Annotated in this window: 17 protein-coding genes; 9 read left to right on the forward strand and 8 right to left on the reverse strand. The window is 45.1% G+C overall.

Annotation, left to right across the window (positions count from 1 at the left end; translation table 11 throughout):
• Window positions 1-272 precede the first annotated feature (272 nt).
• The 6 genes from IKB69_RS05555 to IKB69_RS05580 are packed head-to-tail and all read left to right on the forward strand — an operon-like array spanning window position 273 to window position 6155.
• Window positions 273-983: a hypothetical protein gene (locus IKB69_RS05555; protein ID WP_290947053.1), complete on the forward strand. Its 711-nt coding sequence runs from the start codon at window positions 273-275 to the stop codon at window positions 981-983.
• Window positions 980-2845, forward strand: a complete 1866-nt coding sequence (locus IKB69_RS05560) for an Eco57I restriction-modification methylase domain-containing protein (protein WP_290947055.1) — start codon at window positions 980-982, stop codon at window positions 2843-2845. Before IKB69_RS05555 ends, IKB69_RS05560 begins: the two co-directional genes overlap by 4 nt.
• Window positions 2838-3221, forward strand: coding sequence for a hypothetical protein (locus tag IKB69_RS05565; RefSeq protein ID WP_290947058.1), 384 nt, complete (start codon window positions 2838-2840; stop codon window positions 3219-3221). The genes IKB69_RS05560 and IKB69_RS05565 overlap by 8 nt, the downstream gene beginning before the upstream one ends.
• Before the next feature lies 1 nt (window position 3222).
• On the forward strand, window positions 3223-3849 hold the full coding sequence (locus IKB69_RS05570; protein ID WP_290947061.1) for a hypothetical protein: 627 nt from the start codon (window positions 3223-3225) through the stop codon (window positions 3847-3849).
• Window positions 3827-5941, forward strand: a complete 2115-nt coding sequence (locus IKB69_RS05575) for a GIY-YIG nuclease family protein (protein WP_290947145.1) — start codon at window positions 3827-3829, stop codon at window positions 5939-5941. The genes IKB69_RS05570 and IKB69_RS05575 overlap by 23 nt, the downstream gene beginning before the upstream one ends.
• Window positions 5922-6155, forward strand: a complete 234-nt coding sequence (locus tag IKB69_RS05580) for a hypothetical protein (RefSeq protein ID WP_290947063.1) — start codon at window positions 5922-5924, stop codon at window positions 6153-6155. Before IKB69_RS05575 ends, IKB69_RS05580 begins: the two co-directional genes overlap by 20 nt.
• A 1-nt stretch (window position 6156) precedes the next feature.
• On the opposite strand, the gene IKB69_RS05585 is transcribed toward IKB69_RS05580, so the two are convergent.
• Window positions 6157-6531: a GtrA family protein gene (locus IKB69_RS05585; RefSeq protein ID WP_290947065.1), complete on the reverse strand. Its 375-nt coding sequence runs from the start codon at window positions 6529-6531 to the stop codon at window positions 6157-6159.
• Here IKB69_RS05585 and IKB69_RS05590 point away from each other — a divergent pair.
• Window positions 6523-6729 carry a hypothetical protein gene (locus tag IKB69_RS05590; RefSeq protein ID WP_290947067.1) on the forward strand — a complete coding sequence of 69 codons (207 nt, stop codon included), beginning with the start codon at window positions 6523-6525 and terminating at the stop codon, window positions 6727-6729. The two genes, IKB69_RS05585 and IKB69_RS05590, sit on opposite strands and share 9 nt — an antisense overlap.
• Window positions 6730-6873: 144 nt before the next feature.
• Here IKB69_RS05590 and IKB69_RS05595 read toward each other — a convergent pair whose 3' ends face one another.
• The 7 genes from IKB69_RS05595 to IKB69_RS05625 form a co-directional block, all read right to left on the reverse strand.
• Complete coding sequence (locus tag IKB69_RS05595) at window positions 6874-8565, reverse strand: hypothetical protein (RefSeq protein WP_290947070.1); 1692 nt, start codon at window positions 8563-8565, stop codon at window positions 6874-6876.
• A gap of 75 nt (window positions 8566-8640) precedes the next feature.
• A complete protein-coding gene (locus IKB69_RS05600) occupies window positions 8641-9273 on the reverse strand; it encodes a class I SAM-dependent methyltransferase (protein WP_290947074.1) in 633 nt (210 codons plus the stop codon).
• A gap of 39 nt (window positions 9274-9312) precedes the next feature.
• Window positions 9313-11463, reverse strand: a complete 2151-nt coding sequence (locus tag IKB69_RS05605) for a hypothetical protein (protein WP_290947077.1) — start codon at window positions 11461-11463, stop codon at window positions 9313-9315.
• Window positions 11464-11491: 28 nt separating this feature from the next.
• Window positions 11492-12259, reverse strand: a complete 768-nt coding sequence (locus tag IKB69_RS05610; RefSeq protein ID WP_290947080.1) for a glycosyltransferase family 2 protein — start codon at window positions 12257-12259, stop codon at window positions 11492-11494.
• Between the two features lie 186 nt (window positions 12260-12445).
• A complete protein-coding gene (locus tag IKB69_RS05615; protein WP_290947083.1) occupies window positions 12446-13978 on the reverse strand; it encodes a GDSL-type esterase/lipase family protein in 1533 nt (510 codons plus the stop codon).
• Window positions 13968-15134 (reverse strand): GDSL-type esterase/lipase family protein, encoded by a 1167-nt coding sequence (locus IKB69_RS05620; RefSeq protein ID WP_290947086.1) that lies wholly within the window; start codon window positions 15132-15134, stop codon window positions 13968-13970. Before IKB69_RS05620 ends, IKB69_RS05615 begins: the two co-directional genes overlap by 11 nt.
• Window positions 15134-16567, reverse strand: coding sequence for an MBOAT family O-acyltransferase (locus IKB69_RS05625; protein ID WP_290947088.1), 1434 nt, complete (start codon window positions 16565-16567; stop codon window positions 15134-15136). Before IKB69_RS05625 ends, IKB69_RS05620 begins: the two co-directional genes overlap by 1 nt.
• Before the next feature lie 286 nt (window positions 16568-16853).
• Between IKB69_RS05625 and IKB69_RS05630 the strand changes: the two genes are divergently transcribed.
• Window positions 16854-18164 carry a TonB-dependent receptor plug domain-containing protein gene (locus IKB69_RS05630; protein WP_290947091.1) on the forward strand — a complete coding sequence of 437 codons (1311 nt, stop codon included), beginning with the start codon at window positions 16854-16856 and terminating at the stop codon, window positions 18162-18164.
• A 157-nt stretch (window positions 18165-18321) separates the two neighbouring features.
• On the forward strand, window positions 18322-19119 hold the full coding sequence (locus tag IKB69_RS05635) for a TonB-dependent receptor (protein ID WP_290947093.1): 798 nt from the start codon (window positions 18322-18324) through the stop codon (window positions 19117-19119).
• The last annotated feature ends 85 nt before the right edge of the window (window positions 19120-19204 follow it).

Here is a 19204-nt window from a genome sequence, read left to right on the forward strand (position 1 = left end):
CCTTACAAATACTACCAATGCAGATATTATCCCAAGAATACATAAAAACACAGCAAGAGTGTCATAAATCGTATAATACTTGTAATTGATGGCGGAAGTCTAACAATAGACAATAAACATCGATTTGAGCTATCCTTTGGCACTGGGTATCAGTATTTAGGGCTACGCTATATGCTCTTTCTCTAAATCCAACTTCTACACCCGATTTTAAAGCACATAGGCAAGTATTCTAGGGTAAAATCCATTTCACAAATCCTTAGCAAAGAGCCTATATGCAAGCCACCGCCCCTAGCCAAAAATCCCAGATTAAAACCAAAGAGCGCATACGCGATTTTGGCGAAGTCTTCACAAACGAGCGTGAAGTCAATGCTATGCTAGATCTCCTGCCCAAGCATATCCTGCAAGACATCTCCGCCACCTACTTAGAGCCAGCCGCAGGCGATGGCAACTTCCTAGTAGCCATACTCGAGCGCAAGCTTGCCCTTATCCCAGCTAGCTCTAGCCACACAGAGCGGCAGATCCTCCAAGCCCTATGCGCACTCTATGGGGTTGAGCTTTTGAGCGACAATCTTAGGGCTGCTCGCAAGCGCGTATTCCAAGTAGCGTGCAGCTTCTACACCAAGCGACTTGGCACACCTAGCCTAAGCTTTTTGCGCAAAATGGTAGCCATTATCCGCGCCAATCTCTTACAAGGCGACTTTTTGAGCGATGATCTGCGCTTTTGCTTCTATACGCTAAAGGAGAGCCACATTGACATTAGCATTAAGCCCATTTCTACGCTGCTAGACCCAAGCTCGCTAGTGCAGGACTCTACAAGCCTAGCCCTGCCCCTAGATGAGCTACCCACCCTGCCCACACATCTTGCCGCACTCACGCGCAAAAATAAGCGCGCAAAGCCAGCAAAAAAACCTATAATAAGTCGCCCAAAGCCCGCGCGCGCAAAAGCCCCTGAAGTGAGATCATTATTTGGAGATAGCCTATGAAACAGCCAAACAAAGCCCAAAAGACAAAAAAAGTGGATTCTAAAGAAACATCGGCTATCGCCGAGCGGTATCCCTTGTTTTCTAAAGAAACTGCGCTTTGCTCGTTTTCTAAAGAAACATCGCTTCGCTTGTTTTCTAAAGAAAAAGTAGATTGCCACGCAGATTTTCAATCCGCTCGCAATGACAGAAAAAACACCCCTAGTAAAAAGCGGATTCTAGCAACAACGCCCCATAGTCATTGCGAGACTTCCGCAGGAAGTCGTGGCAATCCAAAAAAAGCGGATTCTAGGAGAAACGCCAAAAATGCAAGCGAGCAGCCAAAGGATTCTAGGAAAACCGCCCAAAATCTCAAAGCCACAATTCTACAAACGCCACAGAACAAACAAGCTGAAGTCGTGTTTGATAGTGAGTCGCAGGCGGCAGACTCCACCAAAAGCGCGCAAAAGCCAACGCCCAAACAAACCACCACCAGCACAGACATTCTCACCTGCCTAGCCAACCTCTCCACTGACGAAGTCTTCACCCCACCCCACATAGTCAATGCTATGCTAGACCTGCTCCCCCAAGAGCTTTTCAGCGATCCTAGCGCGACATTCCTAGACCCTGCTTGTAAATCTGGGGTGTTCTTACGCGAGATTGCAAGGCGACTTATGCTAGGGCTAGAGCCGCACTTCCCAGAGCCAAGCAAGCGCATAGCGCATATCCTTACCCACCAGCTCTATGGCATAGCTATCACCGAGCTTACCGCGCTACTCTCACGCCGCACACTCTATGGCTCAAAAGATGTGGATAATCACCGCTACTCTATCCCCAAAAAGGCAGGCGCAGCCCTACCACAAGGCGGCAATATCTACTACGCTCCCACACCCCACAGCTTCAAAAACGCCAAATGCACCTACTGCGGTGCTAGCCAGAGCCAATACGACAGAGACTCTACCCTAGAGTCCTACGCCTATGCCTTTATCCACGAGCTAGAGCCTTTGGAGAAGTTTTTCGCTAAGGCGAAAGCGCATTTTCCGTCATCGCAAGCCGTAGCTAAAGCAATCCAACCCCAATCGTCATTGCGAGGGAGCGAAGCGACCGAAGCAATCCATAAAAAACAAGTGGATTCTAGTGTGGATTGCCACGCAGATTTTCAATCCGCTCGCAAGGACAGAAAGGCTATGGATTGCCACGACTTGCCAAGCAAAGCTCGCAATGACAAACAATCCCACCCACAAGGAGTCCCAATGTCTTTCTCAGTCATAATCGGTAATCCCCCATATCAGCTCAGTGATGGTGGTGATGCTAGTAGCGATGCAGCTATTCCCATATATCATAAATTTATCCAAAGAGCTAAAGAGCTAAACCCAAACCACATAGTTTTTATAATCCCTAGTAGGTGGATGGTAGGCGGAAGAGGCTTAGATAGATTCCGCCAAGAAATGATAAACGACCAACATATAAAAACAATCATAGACTACGAAGACTCTAAAGCTTGCTTCCCAGACAACAACATCGATGGTGGTGTGTGTATTTTTCATAGGGACAAAGAGCATAAAAAGAAAATTACTTATATATATAATCCAAATAATTTATCACCAACACGAATAGAGAGAAGCACTTTAGCCAATATCTATTCTAACTTTATTGTGAGAGACAATAGAGTATTATCAATATTAGATAAAGTGTGCAATGGCATTATGTTTGACACAATAGTGTTAAATGTTCGCCCTTATGGCATAAGAGGATTTCTTTTCAACGAGCCAGAGCGTTTCCCAAATGCAAATTTACAAGACACGCCATTTTTACATAGCGTGAAAATTTACGGAGTAAAAGGGCATAAGGGGGGGGGCAAAGAGAGTTTCAGGCTATGTGCTTGAGTCTCTAGCCACGAGCAACACCGAGCTAATCCCAAAGTATAAAATATTTTTTTCTAAAGCCTACTCTACTAACGCTATCCACTACCCAGAGCCAATCTTAGCCAAGCCCAATGAAATCTGCACAGAATCATTTCTAAGCATAGGAAGCTTTAAGAGCGAGAGCGAGCAAGCCAACTGCTACTCCTATATGCAGACAAAGTTTTTTAAATTTTTGTTGTATTTGGGCAAGGGGACTATGAATGTATCCAAAGAAGTATTTAAACTTATCCCCCTGCAAGACTTTAGCCAAGCGTGGAGCGATGAGCTACTATACAAGAAATATGGCTTAAGTGATGAAGAGAGAGCCTATATAGAGTCTAGGATAAAGGGGATGTAGAATGTGGGCTTTGGGTTGTAGTGATAAATCGTGGATTGCTTCATCGCCCCTGCGGTTACGCACACTAAGTGCGCGCCCTTGTGTCGATTCACAAAGCCGCGATTTCTCATCTACAATCCTAGAATCCTGTGCCGCCTGTTTGAAACCCCCAGAATCTAGCTGCTTTCCGTCATTGCAAGCCGTAGCCGAAGCAATCCAACCCCAATCGTCATTGCGAGGGAGCGAAGCGACCGAAGCAATCCATAAAAACAATGCGGATTCTACTATGGATTGCCACGCTTTGTCTTACGCCAAAGCTCGCAATGACAGCAAAAAGTGGATTCTAGGAGAAACGCCAGAATCTAAACAGCAGCTAGGCGGCAGGATTTGGGTGATAGAATCGTGGCTTTGCAAGGGCAGACTTGGGAGTTACCTTAGCGGAGACCTTCGACAATCGCGCAAAGCCCAATCCACCAGCCCCAAACCAAACAAAGAAAGGAGCACTAATGACAATCACCCCACTAAAAACCCCCAAAATCTACGCCTACACCGAGCCCCAATACCAGCACACCAAGTGGAAGCGCGAAGCAAATGGCACGATCAAGCAAGGAGTCGGGCTTATCAAAGTGGGCTTCACCACGCGCGATGATGTAGAGACAAGGATCAAAGAGCAGTTCCCCACTAAAAAGCCCACGCAAAATCCCTACAAAATCCTCCTAGATCAAAGCGCGATCAAAGATGATGGCACAAGCTTTAGCGATAGAGAAGTGCATACAATGCTAGAGAAAGCCGGCATACGGCGTGTAAAGGGCGAGTGGTTTGCGTGTGAGGTCGATGAAGTTAGGCGCGCGATCAACGCCATAAAAAGCGGCAAAAGCTACCAAAAATCTAGGAGCAAGAGCTTCTTCCTACGCCCAGAGCAAGCCCAAGCAGTGGAGAAAACCGCCGCCTACTTTAGAGCAAATAGCACTGATAAAACAGGCAAGATCCCGCACTTTTTGTGGAATGCCAAAATGCGCTTTGGCAAGAGCTTTGCCGCCTATAAGCTAGCGCAGGAAATGGGCTTTACTAAAGTGCTGATTTTAACCTTTAAGCCAGCGGTGAAGTCTGCGTGGAGAGAGGATCTAGAGCATAGCGACTTCGTGGGGTGGGAGTTCCTAGAGAGTGCGCCTAGCACAAAGCCTAGCGGGAAGTTTGTGTATTTTGCAAGCTTGCAAGATATTTTAGGCAGGAGTAACAACACCATAAAAGCCAAAAACATCTGGATACACGAAATGCAGTGGGATTTAATCGTGCTTGATGAATACCACTTCGGCGCGTGGAATGACAACTCCAAAAGCACCTATATCACGCAAGATTCTAGCAGCGATGAGCCCCAAGATGATGAAGCCAAAGAGCAAGACATCTCAAAAGTGCAAAAAGAGTATGAAGAAGATTTGCTCTCGCAAACGCTCAAAGCCCGCGCCTATCTCTACCTATCTGGCACGCCATTTCGCGCGCTAAGTAATGGCGAGTTTTTAGAAGATCATATTTACAACTGGACTTATAGCGATGAGCAGAGAGCAAAAAAAGCGTGGAAAAAGGAGTCAAACCCCTACGCAGAGCTGCCGCAAATGGTGATGATGGTCTATAAAGTGCCTGACGACATCGCGCAAGCGTGCGGCAATGTGGGCTTCAATGAGTTTGATCTCAATGAGTTTTTCAAAGCTAAGGGGGAGAAGTTTGCCCACGAAGAAGAAGTCATAAAGTGGTTGCGCTTCATCAAAGGCGAGCATAAGCAAAGCGAGATGGCAAATCTCATCAACCGCACAAAATCTGCTATGCCCTATGAAAATGCCGCAATGCTCCAAGCCCTAGCGCATACGCTGTGGTTTTTGCCTAGTGTGGCAGCGTGCGTGGCGATGAAATCCCTGCTAGAGCAAGATAGCTTTTTCCAAGATTATAGGATCATTTTATGTGCTGGGAGTGAAGTAGGCGTGGGGGAGAGAGCACTAGAGCACTTCAAAAGAGAGCTACCAAACCCGCTAGAATCTAAAAGCATCACGCTAAGCTGCGGCAAGATCACCACAGGTGTGAGCGTGCCTTGCTGGAGTGGGGTGCTTATGCTGCGCTCTACCAAAAGCCCTGAAACCTACTTCCAAACGGCATTCCGCGCGCAAACACCTTGGAGCTACACTGATGAAAATAACCGCAAGCAAGTCATAAAGGAGCAGTGCTTCGTGCTCGACTTCGCGCCAAATCGCGCACTACAACAAGTAAGCGAGTATGCCCTAGGGCTTAATGACAAAAGCACCAATATGCTCCAAAATATAGAAGACTTCATCGCCTTTTTACCAATCATTATGCACGATGGCTCTATGCTCCCACTCAACGCAGAATCTGTGCTTGAGCTAGCTATAAGCGGGCAGGCAGGCTCTATGCTCGCGCGTAAATGGCGCAGTGCCACACTCGTAAATGTCGATAACGCTACGCTAGATAGGATTCTAGCTAGCCAAAGCGCGCTAGCAGTGCTTGAGAAAATCGAGGGCTTCCGCAGTATCAAAACCGATATGCAAACAATCATCAACCACACCAAGGATATCAACGCCCTAAAGAGCAAACAGAACTCCCTAGAGCCAACGCAAAAAAGAGAGCTAAGCGAGAAAGAAAAGCAGCGCAACTCTAAGCGCAAGCAGATACAAGAGAAGCTCCTGGCAGTTTGCGCAGAAAATCCCTGTGTTTATGTATCTAAGCGATTATAGAGAAGAGAGCTTAGAAGATGTCATTAGAGAGCTAGAGCCCGAGCTTTTCAAGCGTGTAACAGGGCTTATTACCAAAGACTTCAATATCTTATGCCAGCTAGAAGTGTTTAATACTAAAGTGATGGATCAAGCGATATTTTCATTTAAACGCTATGAAGATAAGTCCTTCGACTACTTGGAGCTAGAATCTAACCAAGCGGATTCTAGCTTATAAACTACCGATACACTCCAAGATAGCGCGCTAGGAAGTTAAACACAAATGCCACGCCTGTGGCGATGATCTTGCCCACCATAGCAGAAGTGCCCAGCAACTCCACGCATGCATAGAGCACTCCCATATCAATCACAAGCCCCCCAAGGCTCACCAAATACACCAGCGCGCCCTCTTTGAGCAAGGAATGCTTGCGCGATGTGAAGATGAAAATCCTAGCGAAGATGAAGTTCCACAAAGTCGCTATGACAAAGCTTAGCACCCCAGAGAGTAGGTATTGTAGTCCAGCTTGCAAACCCAAATAAAAAACTGCCCAATTGATAAGTGCGGCACTCCCACCCACGATGATATACTTCACAAAGCTAGCAATATGCCCCATACCAATGCACTCCTAGAATCTAACGAGATTATACCCAATATCATCGCGAGCCGACAACGGCAAAAAAGCGTAGATTATTTAGAAAACGAGCGAAGCGATGTTTCTTTAGAAAACAAGGGATACCGCTCGGCGATAGCCGATGTTTCTTTAGAAAACAAGCGAAGCGGTGCAAGGCGTAGCCGAAGCAGGTTTCTTTAGAAAACGAGCAAAGCGATGTTTCTTTAGAAAACAAGCGAAGTTTTTTGGTAATCCATATAAAACAAAGTAAATCCAGTATAGACTGCCACGCCTTGCAAGCAAGTTTGGCAATGGCAAATAGCGCGATTAATGAAAGCCTAGATTCTACTCGATAGGCTTAAACTCCACCTTCATCTCCCGCCGTATAATCCCAAACTGCCTAAGCGTGTGCGCAAACCAAGGGAAAAACCACCCCTCCCACTGCCAGTGTGGTAGCTCCTTTGGCACAAAGATAGTTACAGATTCTAGTCCGCTAGACTCTGCCTCTCTAACCTGCGCCACCCACGAGTCCGCATAAGATTTATGCACAAGATACGAGTCCCTAGGTCGCTCCGCATAGCCCTGAAATGGGTGCAAAAGCCCAAACACCACAGCAAAGACTGCAGGGGCGATAAGCTTAGGGATATATGCTAGAGCGATTCCTAGCCACACACACGCGATCAGCCCCATACTTAGCAGCAACCCGCTCATTAGATAATACTTCGCCCCACACGAAGAGACGATCACCATATACCCAAGCCCCAAAGTCGCTAGCCAGATAAAATGCGTAGCAAGTAGCGTGCGCAAGGGCTTATGCGTAATCCAAAGATAGAGCATAATACCAAGCAGTACGATAAGCCCTATGCGAAAGAGAGAGCGCAAAGTCCTCACACTATCTAAGCTATACTTAAGCCCAAAGAAGAAGTCAAACCCCCCGCAAGCCTTGCCACGCCCACCCCCTAGATCATAGATAAGCGCGACCATAAAGAGCATAACACAAGCAACAAGTAGCACCTCATATGGACCAAAACTCTGCATAAGCCTAGTTACCCCACTGCCTCCACGCGCAAATCCCACCACACGCACAAGCAGTGCCGCACCACAATAAGTAGAGAGAATAAGCGCGGAGCTTGTCATAGAAAATTGACTAAGATAGAGTGCCACCCCTCCTGCGCCTATAAGTGCGTGAGTAGTAGGATCAAAGCTCTTGTAAAATTGTGCATACTGCTTGCTTGGATGTAGAATCTGTGTAAATTGATAGCGCATAAGTAGGGTAAGAAGTGCTAGATTTAAGAGATTTGGGATAATGTAGAATGCTGTGAGAGTAAGCGTATAGCCCACACCCTCTGCTTGCAAATCCGCTGGCAAAAATAGTGGCATAGAAGTAGCCTTACTCGCGCTAAAGCCGATGATGACAAAGCTACTTGTAGCAAAAAGAGCTAGAATCTGCCGCCTCGTAATAGTAAGCAAGAGCCTATAGAGCGTATAGCACAAAGCCAGCGTAGAAGCACTTAGCACAAATGCGCTGGTATAGACCATCGCTTCAACAAAGTCTAGCCCGCTTAAAGGCATAGCCACATACGCACAAGCCACACCAAGAGCCGTGTGCAAAAGCTGAGGCAAGATGCGCGCAGGTATCCAGCCGTTGCTACCGGGCTTCATCGTGCCATAGGTGCTAAGATATTGCCAATCATCACCCCAAAAAGGTATAGTAGGATAGGCATAGCCAAAGAATAGTAAAAACACGCCAAAAAGCGTGAAAAAGAAGACAAGAGTGTAGAGCCTACTAGAATCTAGCTTGTTTGCGTTATCACTAGATTCTAGCGTGGCTTGATGTTTTTCTTCTAGGATTCTAGGATGTCTAAAGAAACTGCGCTTCGCTTGTTTTGCAGTATTACTTGCGCTGTTTTTTACAAATGTTGAAGAAGAGCTAGACTTGAGATTTGCATCTCTCTCAACATTTGTAAAATTAGTGCAATGATTACCTAAAACCGAATTCTTACTTAGTTGCCCCCCCCGTTTGTCAATATACTTCATAAAATCTCCTTATAAACTAAATTGAGTAGATTATCCTACATACTCACGCTTAGATTCCAGCAAGCACACCGAGATCTAGGCACGCTTTTGGATAATGGCGAAGTTGTTCATACCTAGCTGGAAGTATTTATGTTTAATGAGCGTAAGCTCTGGGATAGAAGAGACTAGCTCGCTTAAATCGCACTTATTGTAATAGCGTTTATGATCTCTAATCTCTGCTTCACTTACAATCTTTAGTCTAAAGGCTAGAAACTCTAGCACAGGTTTAGCGAAATGACTAGGCGCAGTGAGAAGCAAAATACCATTTGGCTTTAGCACACGCGCGATTTGCTTAAGCATTTCTAGTGGATAGTTTAGATGCTCTAAAACGGCTAACATTGTTACCACCTCAAAACTTTCATTTTCAAATGGGAGAAAGCATTTTGAATCTTGGGGAAATATCATTTCCCCCCCCCCCCCGTTAGAATCTATACAATCTTTAGATTCAAAATAATATGTAAAAGTTTGAATCTTATCTGTGTTTATTGCAGGGGCTTTGAAATCAATGCCAACGCCTCTAGCGATATATGGCTCAATTTCTTGCAGTAATCTCGCCTCCCATCCACAACCAATATCAAGCACTCTAGGATTGCTAAAAGCTTGTATGCTAGGTAGGACGCGATTTAAGCGCATTTTGCGTAGGGTGGATTCTAGTAGGGCTTCTTTCATTGCATCTTCCCTTGCATTGACTCTCCTTTGTGGCTTTGGCTAGGGCTGTGGTTCTTGCGTGTAGAACATCTCTCGCCCTAAGAACTCTCCTTTACCTAAATTTTGGTTGAAATACGGCGTCATCGGGCGCGCTTCATATAAAATCGCTCGTGCATTTTCATTTGGCATATCAAAGCGCACATACTCTAGCACGCCTAGATCACTCACTTTCTCTTGCACATACACTTCACGCACTTTAGGATACTCAAGTATCCCCCATTTATCGTGGCGATAGAGGTTGGGGACACTAATTAGGCTAAAAAGCATAAAGCCCCCCACAAGCCACCTTGCACTAAGCTTTTGCCACATAAGCCCTACAAGTAACACCCCCCACACGATCACAAACATCTGCCTACCATTCATAAACATCGGCACACACGCTAGCACAAAGCCAAGTGCCAGCCACAAAGAGCCAGCCCTATATGCTTGACTTAACACATAGGCAAACAAAACGCTAAGCAAAGGGATCAAATACACCATACCAAAGCGTGGGTCAGGTCCAGCAAAAAACCAATACAACACCCCTATAACAATACACACAAACACCAAGCCAAAGCCACTCACGCGCCTGCGTGTGGAGAGTCTAGCCAAAAGCGCGAAGCTAGAGCTGATAAAAAAGCTATAAACAAAATATTTGAAGTAGCTAAAGTAGCGCGTCTTCATACTAAACCACTCCACCATCCACGCAGAGTCTGCTAGCACTTCGTGGCAGTTTTTAAGCGGTGCACGCGCCCAGCTCATAATCCAGCACACTTCATTTTGTCGCATTTGCTCACTCACTGCCCAAGGTAAGCTTTGGATATAGCCAATGCTTGCAGGATAAGCGATCATACCTGAAGTAGCTAGCCCTTTAAGCACCCAAGGTAGCACAAGAAGTGTGCTAAAGCCACTTAAGCCCAAAAGCCCAAGGGCGAAAGATTTAGATAGAATCTGTCTTTTATACACAAGCACAAAGCATAGGGCTACGGCTAGGATTAGGGCGAAGTTGGCAATTTTTACCATTGTGGCAAAGAGAGCAAAGAGAAAGAGTAGATAAAATAGTGGGATAGTCTCTTTGTCATTGTAAGCATTCTTATCCATGTGGTAATCCACAGAATCCACCGCATTTGCTCTAGAATCCGCTTTTGTGTTATGCATTTGCCACGACGCTGCTGACGCAGTGTCTCGCAATGACGATGAGCTAGAATCGGAGCTTTGTGTGTTTTTTAGTGCAACTTGCTCGCGGTGGGATTTGGGTGATAAAAATGGGGCTTTGCAAGGTGAGTCAAAGGCGCACACTTGGGCGTGCGTAACTGCAGACTCGCCGCAGTAATCGCCATTTTTAGCCCCAAAGCCTACGCGCCCTTGACTACCCGAAGCCAAATCCATTATATACAAGAGAGTCGCAAAGATTGCTACTCCAAACACTGCCCCCACTCCCTCCACATACAGCCCCATAAACTCACCCCATTTCAAAATAAACGGAAATGGCATAAGCGCGCAGATGATAAAAAGCTCATAGAATCTAGTCGTGCGGTTTTGCAGTAAGCGCATAAAAGCCCAAAACGCGCTAAAAAGGAGACTAAAATACATCACTTCATTACCCACGAAGCTACGCAAGTGCGGAATAATCTGTGAGACATCAGTAAGCGCATAGAAGCCATAAATCAAGCCATTGTATCCCAAGCGTGTATGGACATTACCTAGCCCAAAGACTAGCGGAGACTCTTGTATCCACGAGACAATTTGTATATGGTAATTCACACTATCGCCCACAGAATCACTAAGCGTGCTTAAAGGTAGCAATACAAGCAACGCAAGCACAGCACTAAAGGCTACTTGCTTATACCCAAATCCTGCCACAAATGCCCTAAGTTCAAAACCAAAGAGTATAAGCCCAAGCAGAGCTACCACCACGCTCACCCACCCCCATAGCGGAAAAAACAAATGCCACACCGAGACAAAAAACATAAGCGCAAAGCCCCCAGCTATAAATGCCAGTAAGCTTGCAAGAGCTAGTGAGTCGCCAAGCAAGCTCCCAAAGATCAAATACCGCTTGCGCACTAGCTTTAAAAACCACATCCCATAGCCATACACCGCTAAAATCCACACACAAAGCACCAAGGCTATACTGCCATTTATCACGCTAATATGTAAAAGCTTTTCTATCATCGCTATGCCTTTGTAATGTTATGTATGCCTAATACTTGAAGCGATATTTGCAAATCGCCCATAACGCGCGGAAGCCATCTTTTAGCCCTATTTTTTTACCCTCTTCATAAGTCCTGCCATAGTAGCTTATACCCACCTCATAGATTCTAATGCCCTTTATTTTGGCGATTTTTGCCGTGATTTCAGGCTCAAAGCCAAAGCGATTTTCTTCTATAGTGATAGCTTGTATAATTTCACGCTTAAAAACCTTGTAGCAAGTCTCCATATCAGTCAGATTTAGATTTGTCATCATATTTGAAAGCAGTGTCAAAAACCCATTAGCCATTCTATGCCAAAAGTAAAGTACTCGGTGGGATTCTCCACTCACAAACCTTGAGCCAAACACCACATCAGCCACACCCTTTTCAAATGGAGCTAGAAGCTTTGGATACTCATTTGGGTCGTATTCTAAATCCGCATCTTGGATAAGCACAATATCCCCACTCGCCTTTGCTATGCCTGTGCGAAGTGCTGCACCTTTGCCTTGATTTTTCTTATGATAGAGAATGTGTAAAGAGCAGTTTTCTTGGCTAGGCTGAAGTGTGGCTAGAATCTCCCTTGTGCCATCGCTACTGCAATCATCAATAATGATAATTTCTTTATGATAGGGGATTTTCACGCTTTGCACAGCTTGTAAAATATCTGCAATCGTGGATTTTTCATTAAAGCAGGGAATGATAATGGAGATGGATGAAAACGCAGAGCTAGAATCTAGCTTGTTAGATTCTGGGTTTGAGCTTATGGATTGCCACGCCACTGCTGGCGCAGCGTCTTGTAATGATGAGTAGGAGGCTTGACTTTCTTCTTCTATCTTAGTGAGTAGTTGCCCCCCCCCCCCCCGTTTTGTGCTGGTAGCTCTTGCATACTCTCTCCTTTACATATCAAGCCTTAGGACCGATAAAAGCGCAGATTATAGCAGATTTTACTGACAAACTTCTAGCTCTTAGAAATTTTTAAGCTCCAAATCCTGCCATATCTCTTCTGGTGCGCTAGACTCTGCTGGCATAGGTAGGGGGCTAAACTCTGGGCTTTGAGACTTGTTTGCAGAGCTTTGCTCTTGTGTGGCAGAGTCCTTAGGGGCTTTGGGACTATCTTTTTTAGATTCTAGCTCTTCTTTGATGGGCTTTGACTTTTTGCTAGGATGTTTGGTGTGCTTTTGCGCTAGATCTCTTAAATACAAGGCAAGCGACTCTGCTACAAGCTTGTAGCCATAAGGCGTTAAATGCACATCAGGCTTGGAGAGAGCCTGCGTGATCCACTTTTGCTTCCCGCCGCTCTCATCAATTAGTTCTTGCATATCAAAATACAGCGTGCTCTCATCTTTAGCCAGCTCTCTTGTAGCTTGGCGCACGCTTTCATAGCTTTTGCTTTGGGTATAAGTGCCATTTTTTTGCTTGATACGCACTTGTGGCGCGCCTAGTAGAAGGATACTCGCTTTTGGCTGGACCTTGCGCAGGGTGCGAATAAGCTCAGCGAAGTTTTGCTTATAAAGCTTGGTGTTAATGGTGCTAGAAATCGCGTCATTTGAGCCATAGGATAATATGATTAGATCAAGATCAAGTCTGCCTAGCTCCTCTTGCCAGAGCTCCTGCTCCCATTTGAGATATATATCACTGCGCGCGCCATTTATGCCAAGATTTATCACATAGCTGTCATTTTGCTTGCTAATGATATAGCCTCCTAGCATTGCATTAGGCAGTAAGGATTCTATGCGAATGGGGAAGCGCAGTGACATAGGCTCGCTAATGTGCCATTTATCCGCCTTTTTCGCCCCAAGCCGCTTGGATTTGCCACTGGAATCTTTAATGACAAATGCCCCCAAAGTGCTAGGGGCTTTAAACACAAAGCGCGTGCTGAAGTCTTGATTGTCTTTAGAAAAGTTGAGCGAAAGTTTGATAAATGCACCCTCTACTTTAGCTCGCGCGATAATCCCGCCTAGTGGATAGCTAGTTGCATTATCCTTGCGCGAGTTGATGATCTCAAAGCTTTTATGCTGGTAGTGCGTAAGAAGATTTTGGTGAAATGCTGGGAAAATGGGATAAGCAAAGCCGATAGAATCCACTCTCATAAACCGCTCGCGTAACACGCGCGGGATAAAGTCCCCTGCGATATGAGAATCACCAAATACCACGATTCTTAGCCCCAAATCCTTAGTGCGTGCCTGTGCCTCTTCCACAAGCTTATAAGCTAGATATGGGAAATTCTCTTCGCCAAAGTTAGTAAGCTTGCCCTTTTTTGCCATAGAGTCTAGCACACTTTGGACTGGGAGCTTGGGTAAGGGCTTTGATGGCTTTTTTTTAGACCCTTTGGCTTGTGGCTTGGATTTAGCGGGGGTGGGCTTTGCCTGCGCGACTTTGGCTTGAGTGGATTTTGGCTTGGCTTGGGTTTCTAAGCTTTGTGTATTGGCTAGGGCGATAAAGCTAGGAGTGATGATAAACGCACAAAGTGTGCAAAAGAGTAGGAGCTTAGTCATCATTGCTATAAAATGGCAGAATTGGAGCTTCTTGCAATTCAGCTTGCACGCTAGGCAGTGCGTGGCTAAAATCCAGCTCAGCTTGACTTTCTTCTTCAAGGATTCTAGGATTTGCGGTGAAGTTGTGGGGGTTTTGCAAAAATTGGGGCAAGCTAGCAGAATCCCTATCCGTGCCTTTCATAAAATTTTCAATCTTGTCAAACCGCCCACCCAAATCCGCATCCTCCTCCCTCTCTATCACTTCTAGTCGCTCTAGCAGTAGTCTCCCTAAAGCCCTAGACCCTTCTCCGCTAAAGTGGATTCCATCATTTGCACGGAGCTTCACACTCGTGCCAGCTTGCGTTTTGCCATAGGCGGTATATACTCCCTCAGGTGCTAGAGTGGTATTTGATGGCAAAAATACTGCCTTATAGCTCGCTACTTCTCTAGCATACAGAGTGTTTAAAAACTCTAGCTTGGCATTAAGGCTAAGCTTTTTGACAATGGGAGCTTCATACCACACAACAATGGCATTATGCGCATTTGCAGTTTCTAAAATCTCCCTAATGCGCGCGCTATAAATCTCCACCCACTCATGGCTAGCGTACTTGATCTTAGGCATATTGTAGGGATCATTTGCGCCCACCATAATCACCACGACCTTAATATGTGGATTTTTAGCAAAGGCATCTTTAAGCGTCTTATTCCAATCAAAAAAATCCACATAAGTAAGCCCTGTGCTTTGCTTAGCTATATCAATCACGCTAAATCCGCGCTTTTTAAGCTCCCTGCCAAGCGTCATACCAACCCCTTGCATCAAAGAGTCCCCGATAAACAAAAAGGTAGATTCTGGCTCTAGGATAATACGCCCCTCTTGTGTGATAATCGGGTAGATCACCTGCTCTTGCTGTGCTGTCTCTGGCTCTTGCTCTATCTCTTCTAACTCAAGGCTAAAATCTTGCACGCTTAGTGCTAGCTCTTCTTTAGATGGGAAAAGCCGCGCGCGTATAGAATCTAGCACACGCGCTGGAGTCGCTAGCGCGTAAAGCACAGGCGATCTAGGGTCAAAGGGCGTGGTGTGGTATTTTTGCTCGATATAAGAAAGCACGCTTTTATTCATCACTGCAAGCACAAACACAAAACCTAGCACCAGCGTTAAAAAAAACTCATAAATACGCATCAAAACCCCGCGTAAATAAAGTTTGGAATCCCATCAGGCATTAGGCAAAAGACCACCACAAACACAATCCCCAGCATAATAGGCTTTAAGATATTTGGGATTTTGTAGAGATAAAAAACACATCGTCGCAAAAGACTCTCACACAACGGATAGAGAGCAAAAAGCACAAAACCCACTGCTAGAAGCACCATCTCACGCAAGTGGATAGGCTGGGAGAAATTCTCCACAAACGCTCCCAAAAACGCCATAGAATCACCAAAGTCCTTGTAGCAGAAAAACACCCACGCAAATGTTACAAAGCAAAAGGTGCAAAATCTTGCCACAAAGCTCGCAAGCGCGCCACTGCCAAATCCAAGCCCCAAAGCTCGCAAGCTATTGAGCCACACTAGCCCTAGCCCGTGTAGCACCCCCCAGATAAGGAAATTGATGGTATTGCCATGCCAAATACCGGATAAGACAAATGCCACCATCACAGCAAGCTGCGCGCGCCAAAATCCGTGCCTAGAACCACCTAGTGGGATATAGACAAAATCACGGATAAAGGTCGATAAGCTTATATGCCACCGCTCCCAAAAATCCTTAAGATTGCGCGCCATATATGGCATATTGAAGTTTGGTGGGAGGCTAAAGCCTAGCATTAGCGCAAATGCACACACAAGATTGACATACCCACTAAAATCGCAATAAATCTGCACACTATAACCAAAGATCCCAAGAAGCAACTCTAGAACATTGTAGTTAAGTGGGTTGCGCAAGATGGACTCTGTGTATTCTTGTACATAAGTGGCGATTAAGACCTTTTTCACAATCCCAAAGAGCAAAAGCGTGATGATGAGATTCGCACTCTTGCTCTGCCACAATCGCAAAGACTTTAGCTGAGAGAAGAAAAAATCACTCCGCATAATGGGTCCAGCAATGATAGTGGGAAAAAATGAGAGATAAATAGCAAGATTAGGCAGGGACTCTAGTTTGGGATTAATGATATAGACATAATCACTTGGCGCGTGCTTCGCCTGATAGATTGCCACAAGATAGGTGATAGAAGCAAAGCTATAAAAGCTAAGCCCCAAAGGTAGCAAAATATCCATATCGATAAAATCTAGCCCAAAAAAACGCAAGAGATTTTCAAAGCCATCTTTAAAACTGGCAAAATACTTAAAAAAACTAAGATTACATAACACCAGCGCAATAGCAGTTAGTAGCCCCGCTCTGCCACTGCTCTCACTGCTAGCTATCATAAAGCTAGCTCCAAAAATAAAAAGCGTGTAAAGCCCTAGCACCAGCGCGAAATAAAAGCTCCCAAACCACCATAAAATCGCATAATTGAAGATGAGCAACAGAGTATTTTGCCACTCTAGGTGCTTATGCAAGCACCAATATGCGACAAAAAATGTAGCAAAAATCAGTCCAAACTCTATGGAGAAAAAAAACATACCGCTCCCACACCACTACACTAGAATCTAAAGCGAAGTATAGCAAAGCCTAGCTTAAGATGGCACTAGATTCTAGGGGCTGTGCATTGATAGAGTAGAGCCAACACGGGCTAGATTCTAGAATCTAGCCCGTGTTCATATCAGGAGATAATGGTGTAGCTGCAGTGGCTACACGGATAATTTTATATAAATGAGAATGATATTTATTTTTTATAAATATTTAAGATAAAATTAGGAACTATTACTATTTAATAAACACTCGTAATCATCTAATAAGGATCTACAGATGAAACCAAACCTTACTCTCTCACTCAGTGCGATTCTACTATACCTAGCTCAAAGTCTAGATGCTAACACCACATACACAGCCCAACCGCCACCACTAGGATCTAGCCAAAATACCCAAGAAGCAAACGAAGCTACAAACTCCACGCAAGCTTTAGATTCTTACATGCTCAATCAAGTTAGCGCATTTGCTAGGAAAAATGCCCAGCTTGATAGCCTAAACCGCAATACCTACACCCTAGATAAATCCCAAATCATCGATAAAGGCTACACATCTAGCACTAATATATTCCAATATATGCCCTTTGTCTGGCTTAATGACACAGGGCTAGGGAGCAATATCGATCTACGCGCTCAAGGTACGCGCGCTAATACTTCTGTCCAAGTGCTAGTCAATGGTGTGCCATCAAATATGCTAGATTCTAGTCACGGTGTTACGCCCATTAACACACTTTCCCCTTACTCTATAGAAACCATAGAGATTCTACCCGGCGGTGGAGCGGTGATATATGGCAATGGCACGCGTGGCGGGGTGGTGAGTATCACCACGCAACAACGCTATCAAAGCCTATTTTTATCCGCTGGAGTAAGTTATAGCAACATTATCGCTAGCACAGGTAACAATATCAATGCTGATGTAAAGCTTGGCACAAAGTTTAGAAGCGATACACGCACTCCCATCTATGTCTCTTTAGGCGCAGCCTATATCCATAGAGGCGGACCAAGAGCTGGTGATCTTACCCAAGGTGCGCAGGCAAATGGCTCTCTTGCCATAGATTTTAGCGATAAGGCGAGCCTAGATTTCAGCCTAGATTACTTTGCCGGGAGTATCAAAACAAGCCCGAATAATTCTTTCCAAATCACACCAAATCCTAGCAGAGATGACCGCACCAAGGCTGGCTATGGTAGCTTGCACAACATCCAGCATAGGCTTGATGCAAGCCTAGGGCTAGTGGCAAATCTCACTCAAAAATCCAAACTTGATGTGCGCACATTTTTCCACCTAAATCGCATTGATTATGTGGATTCAATCACTAATATCGCAAGCTTTTCTTATGGGAGAGCTTCTCTTGACAATGTAAGCGCGAATCAAAACAATTCATTCTTTGATGACAAAAAAGCAGGCGTGATTACCAAATACAACCTAAACCACACAAATGGACGCTTCATAGCAGGGCTAGAGTCTATCTACAATCGCGGAGATAGAACGATGAATCAGCATATTTTATGGGAAGGTTCAGTGCAAATGCAACCAATGACAGTTACCAAGTATGACCACACGATGAACATCCCATTTCAAGGGAGCAAGTAGAGTAATGCGGCTTTTATACTAGAAAAATATGATATTACCAAGCGGTTTTCACTCACCAGTGGAGCGCGCTATGAGTGGGCTTACTATGACATTGATGTCAATTATGACTCTAAAATAAATATGAATATTTCTTCCCCCCCCCCCCATGGGGCGTCCTATGACGATCGTCTCTACTGCTAAAGGTAGCCTTAATAGCTCGCTACACAACTACGCTTATACGCTTACACCAAGCTATGCGTATAGCGACTCTGGCGCAGTGTATGTGAAGTATGAAAAGGGCTTTTTCTCTCCAAGTCCAAACTCTTTGCTAAAGCGTAATGGTCGTAGCTACACTACTACCAACTTGAAAAAAGAAGAACATCACACCATAGAAGCGGGGATTAAGGACTTTTTTGGCGACTTTTTGAGCCTATCTCTCAGCGCGTTTTACACCTTAACTACCAATGAATTCTACACCATAGGCAATGCCCACTCCCTAGGGGGCGTAAGCTACAACAACTACGATTTCACACAGCGTGCTGGACTAGAGGTTTTCTCCCAGCAGTTTTTCTTCAACGATCGACTCCACTTTAGCGAGAGTTTCACTTATATTGATGCAAGGATTTTAGAAGATAATGGTAGCAAGACAAACCGCACTATCCCCTATACGAGCAACTACAAGATTACTTTAGGCGCGAGTCTCGCTCTAGGACGGCACTGGAATCTATGGACCCAGCACAGCTTTTTTGGCACGCAAAAAGACATTGTCGGCACAAAAATCCCCGCATATTCTCTAAGTGATTTGGGCGTGGAGGCAAAATATGGAGGCTTCTCTTTAAGTGCTGGGATGCGTAATGTGTTTAACACCTTTTATTACAGCTATTACAATAGTGATAGATCTGATCCTATTGCGGGCTATGGATTTTTGATCGGAGTGGGTCGCACGCTATTTGTGCAGGGGCGTTATAGCTTTTAGCTTTTTAGATTCTCATTTTGCTTTGCAAATCCGCGAATAAGCGATGTTTCTTTAGAATCTAAGCAACATTGTCATTGCGAGCAAG

Source organism: Helicobacter sp. (genome assembly GCF_017502485.1).
Taxonomy (GTDB): Bacteria; Campylobacterota; Campylobacteria; order Campylobacterales; family Helicobacteraceae; genus Helicobacter_B.

Bases quoted from the DNA above. Each gene is read 5' to 3' on its own strand.
- IKB69_RS05555 (WP_290947053.1), top strand. From the start codon at position 273: ATGCAAGCCACCGCCCCTAGCCAAAAATCCCAGATTAAAACCAAAGAG.
- IKB69_RS05560 (WP_290947055.1), top strand. From the start codon at position 980: ATGAAACAGCCAAACAAAGCCCAAAAGACAAAAAAAGTGGATTCTAAA.
- IKB69_RS05570 (WP_290947061.1), top strand. From the start codon at position 3,223: ATGTGGGCTTTGGGTTGTAGTGATAAATCGTGGATTGCTTCATCGCCC.
- IKB69_RS05580 (WP_290947063.1), top strand. From the start codon at position 5,922: ATGTATCTAAGCGATTATAGAGAAGAGAGCTTAGAAGATGTCATTAGA.
- IKB69_RS05590 (WP_290947067.1), top strand. From the start codon at position 6,523: ATGCCCCATACCAATGCACTCCTAGAATCTAACGAGATTATACCCAAT.
- IKB69_RS05585 (WP_290947065.1), bottom strand. From the start codon at position 6,531: ATGGGGCATATTGCTAGCTTTGTGAAGTATATCATCGTGGGTGGGAGT.
- IKB69_RS05595 (WP_290947070.1), bottom strand. From the start codon at position 8,565: ATGAAGTATATTGACAAACGGGGGGGGCAACTAAGTAAGAATTCGGTT.
- IKB69_RS05600 (WP_290947074.1), bottom strand. From the start codon at position 9,273: ATGAAAGAAGCCCTACTAGAATCCACCCTACGCAAAATGCGCTTAAAT.
- IKB69_RS05605 (WP_290947077.1), bottom strand. From the start codon at position 11,463: ATGATAGAAAAGCTTTTACATATTAGCGTGATAAATGGCAGTATAGCC.
- IKB69_RS05615 (WP_290947083.1), bottom strand. From the start codon at position 13,978: ATGATGACTAAGCTCCTACTCTTTTGCACACTTTGTGCGTTTATCATC.
- IKB69_RS05620 (WP_290947086.1), bottom strand. From the start codon at position 15,134: ATGCGTATTTATGAGTTTTTTTTAACGCTGGTGCTAGGTTTTGTGTTT.
- IKB69_RS05625 (WP_290947088.1), bottom strand. From the start codon at position 16,567: ATGTTTTTTTTCTCCATAGAGTTTGGACTGATTTTTGCTACATTTTTT.
- IKB69_RS05630 (WP_290947091.1), top strand. From the start codon at position 16,854: ATGAAACCAAACCTTACTCTCTCACTCAGTGCGATTCTACTATACCTA.
- IKB69_RS05635 (WP_290947093.1), top strand. From the start codon at position 18,322: ATGACGATCGTCTCTACTGCTAAAGGTAGCCTTAATAGCTCGCTACAC.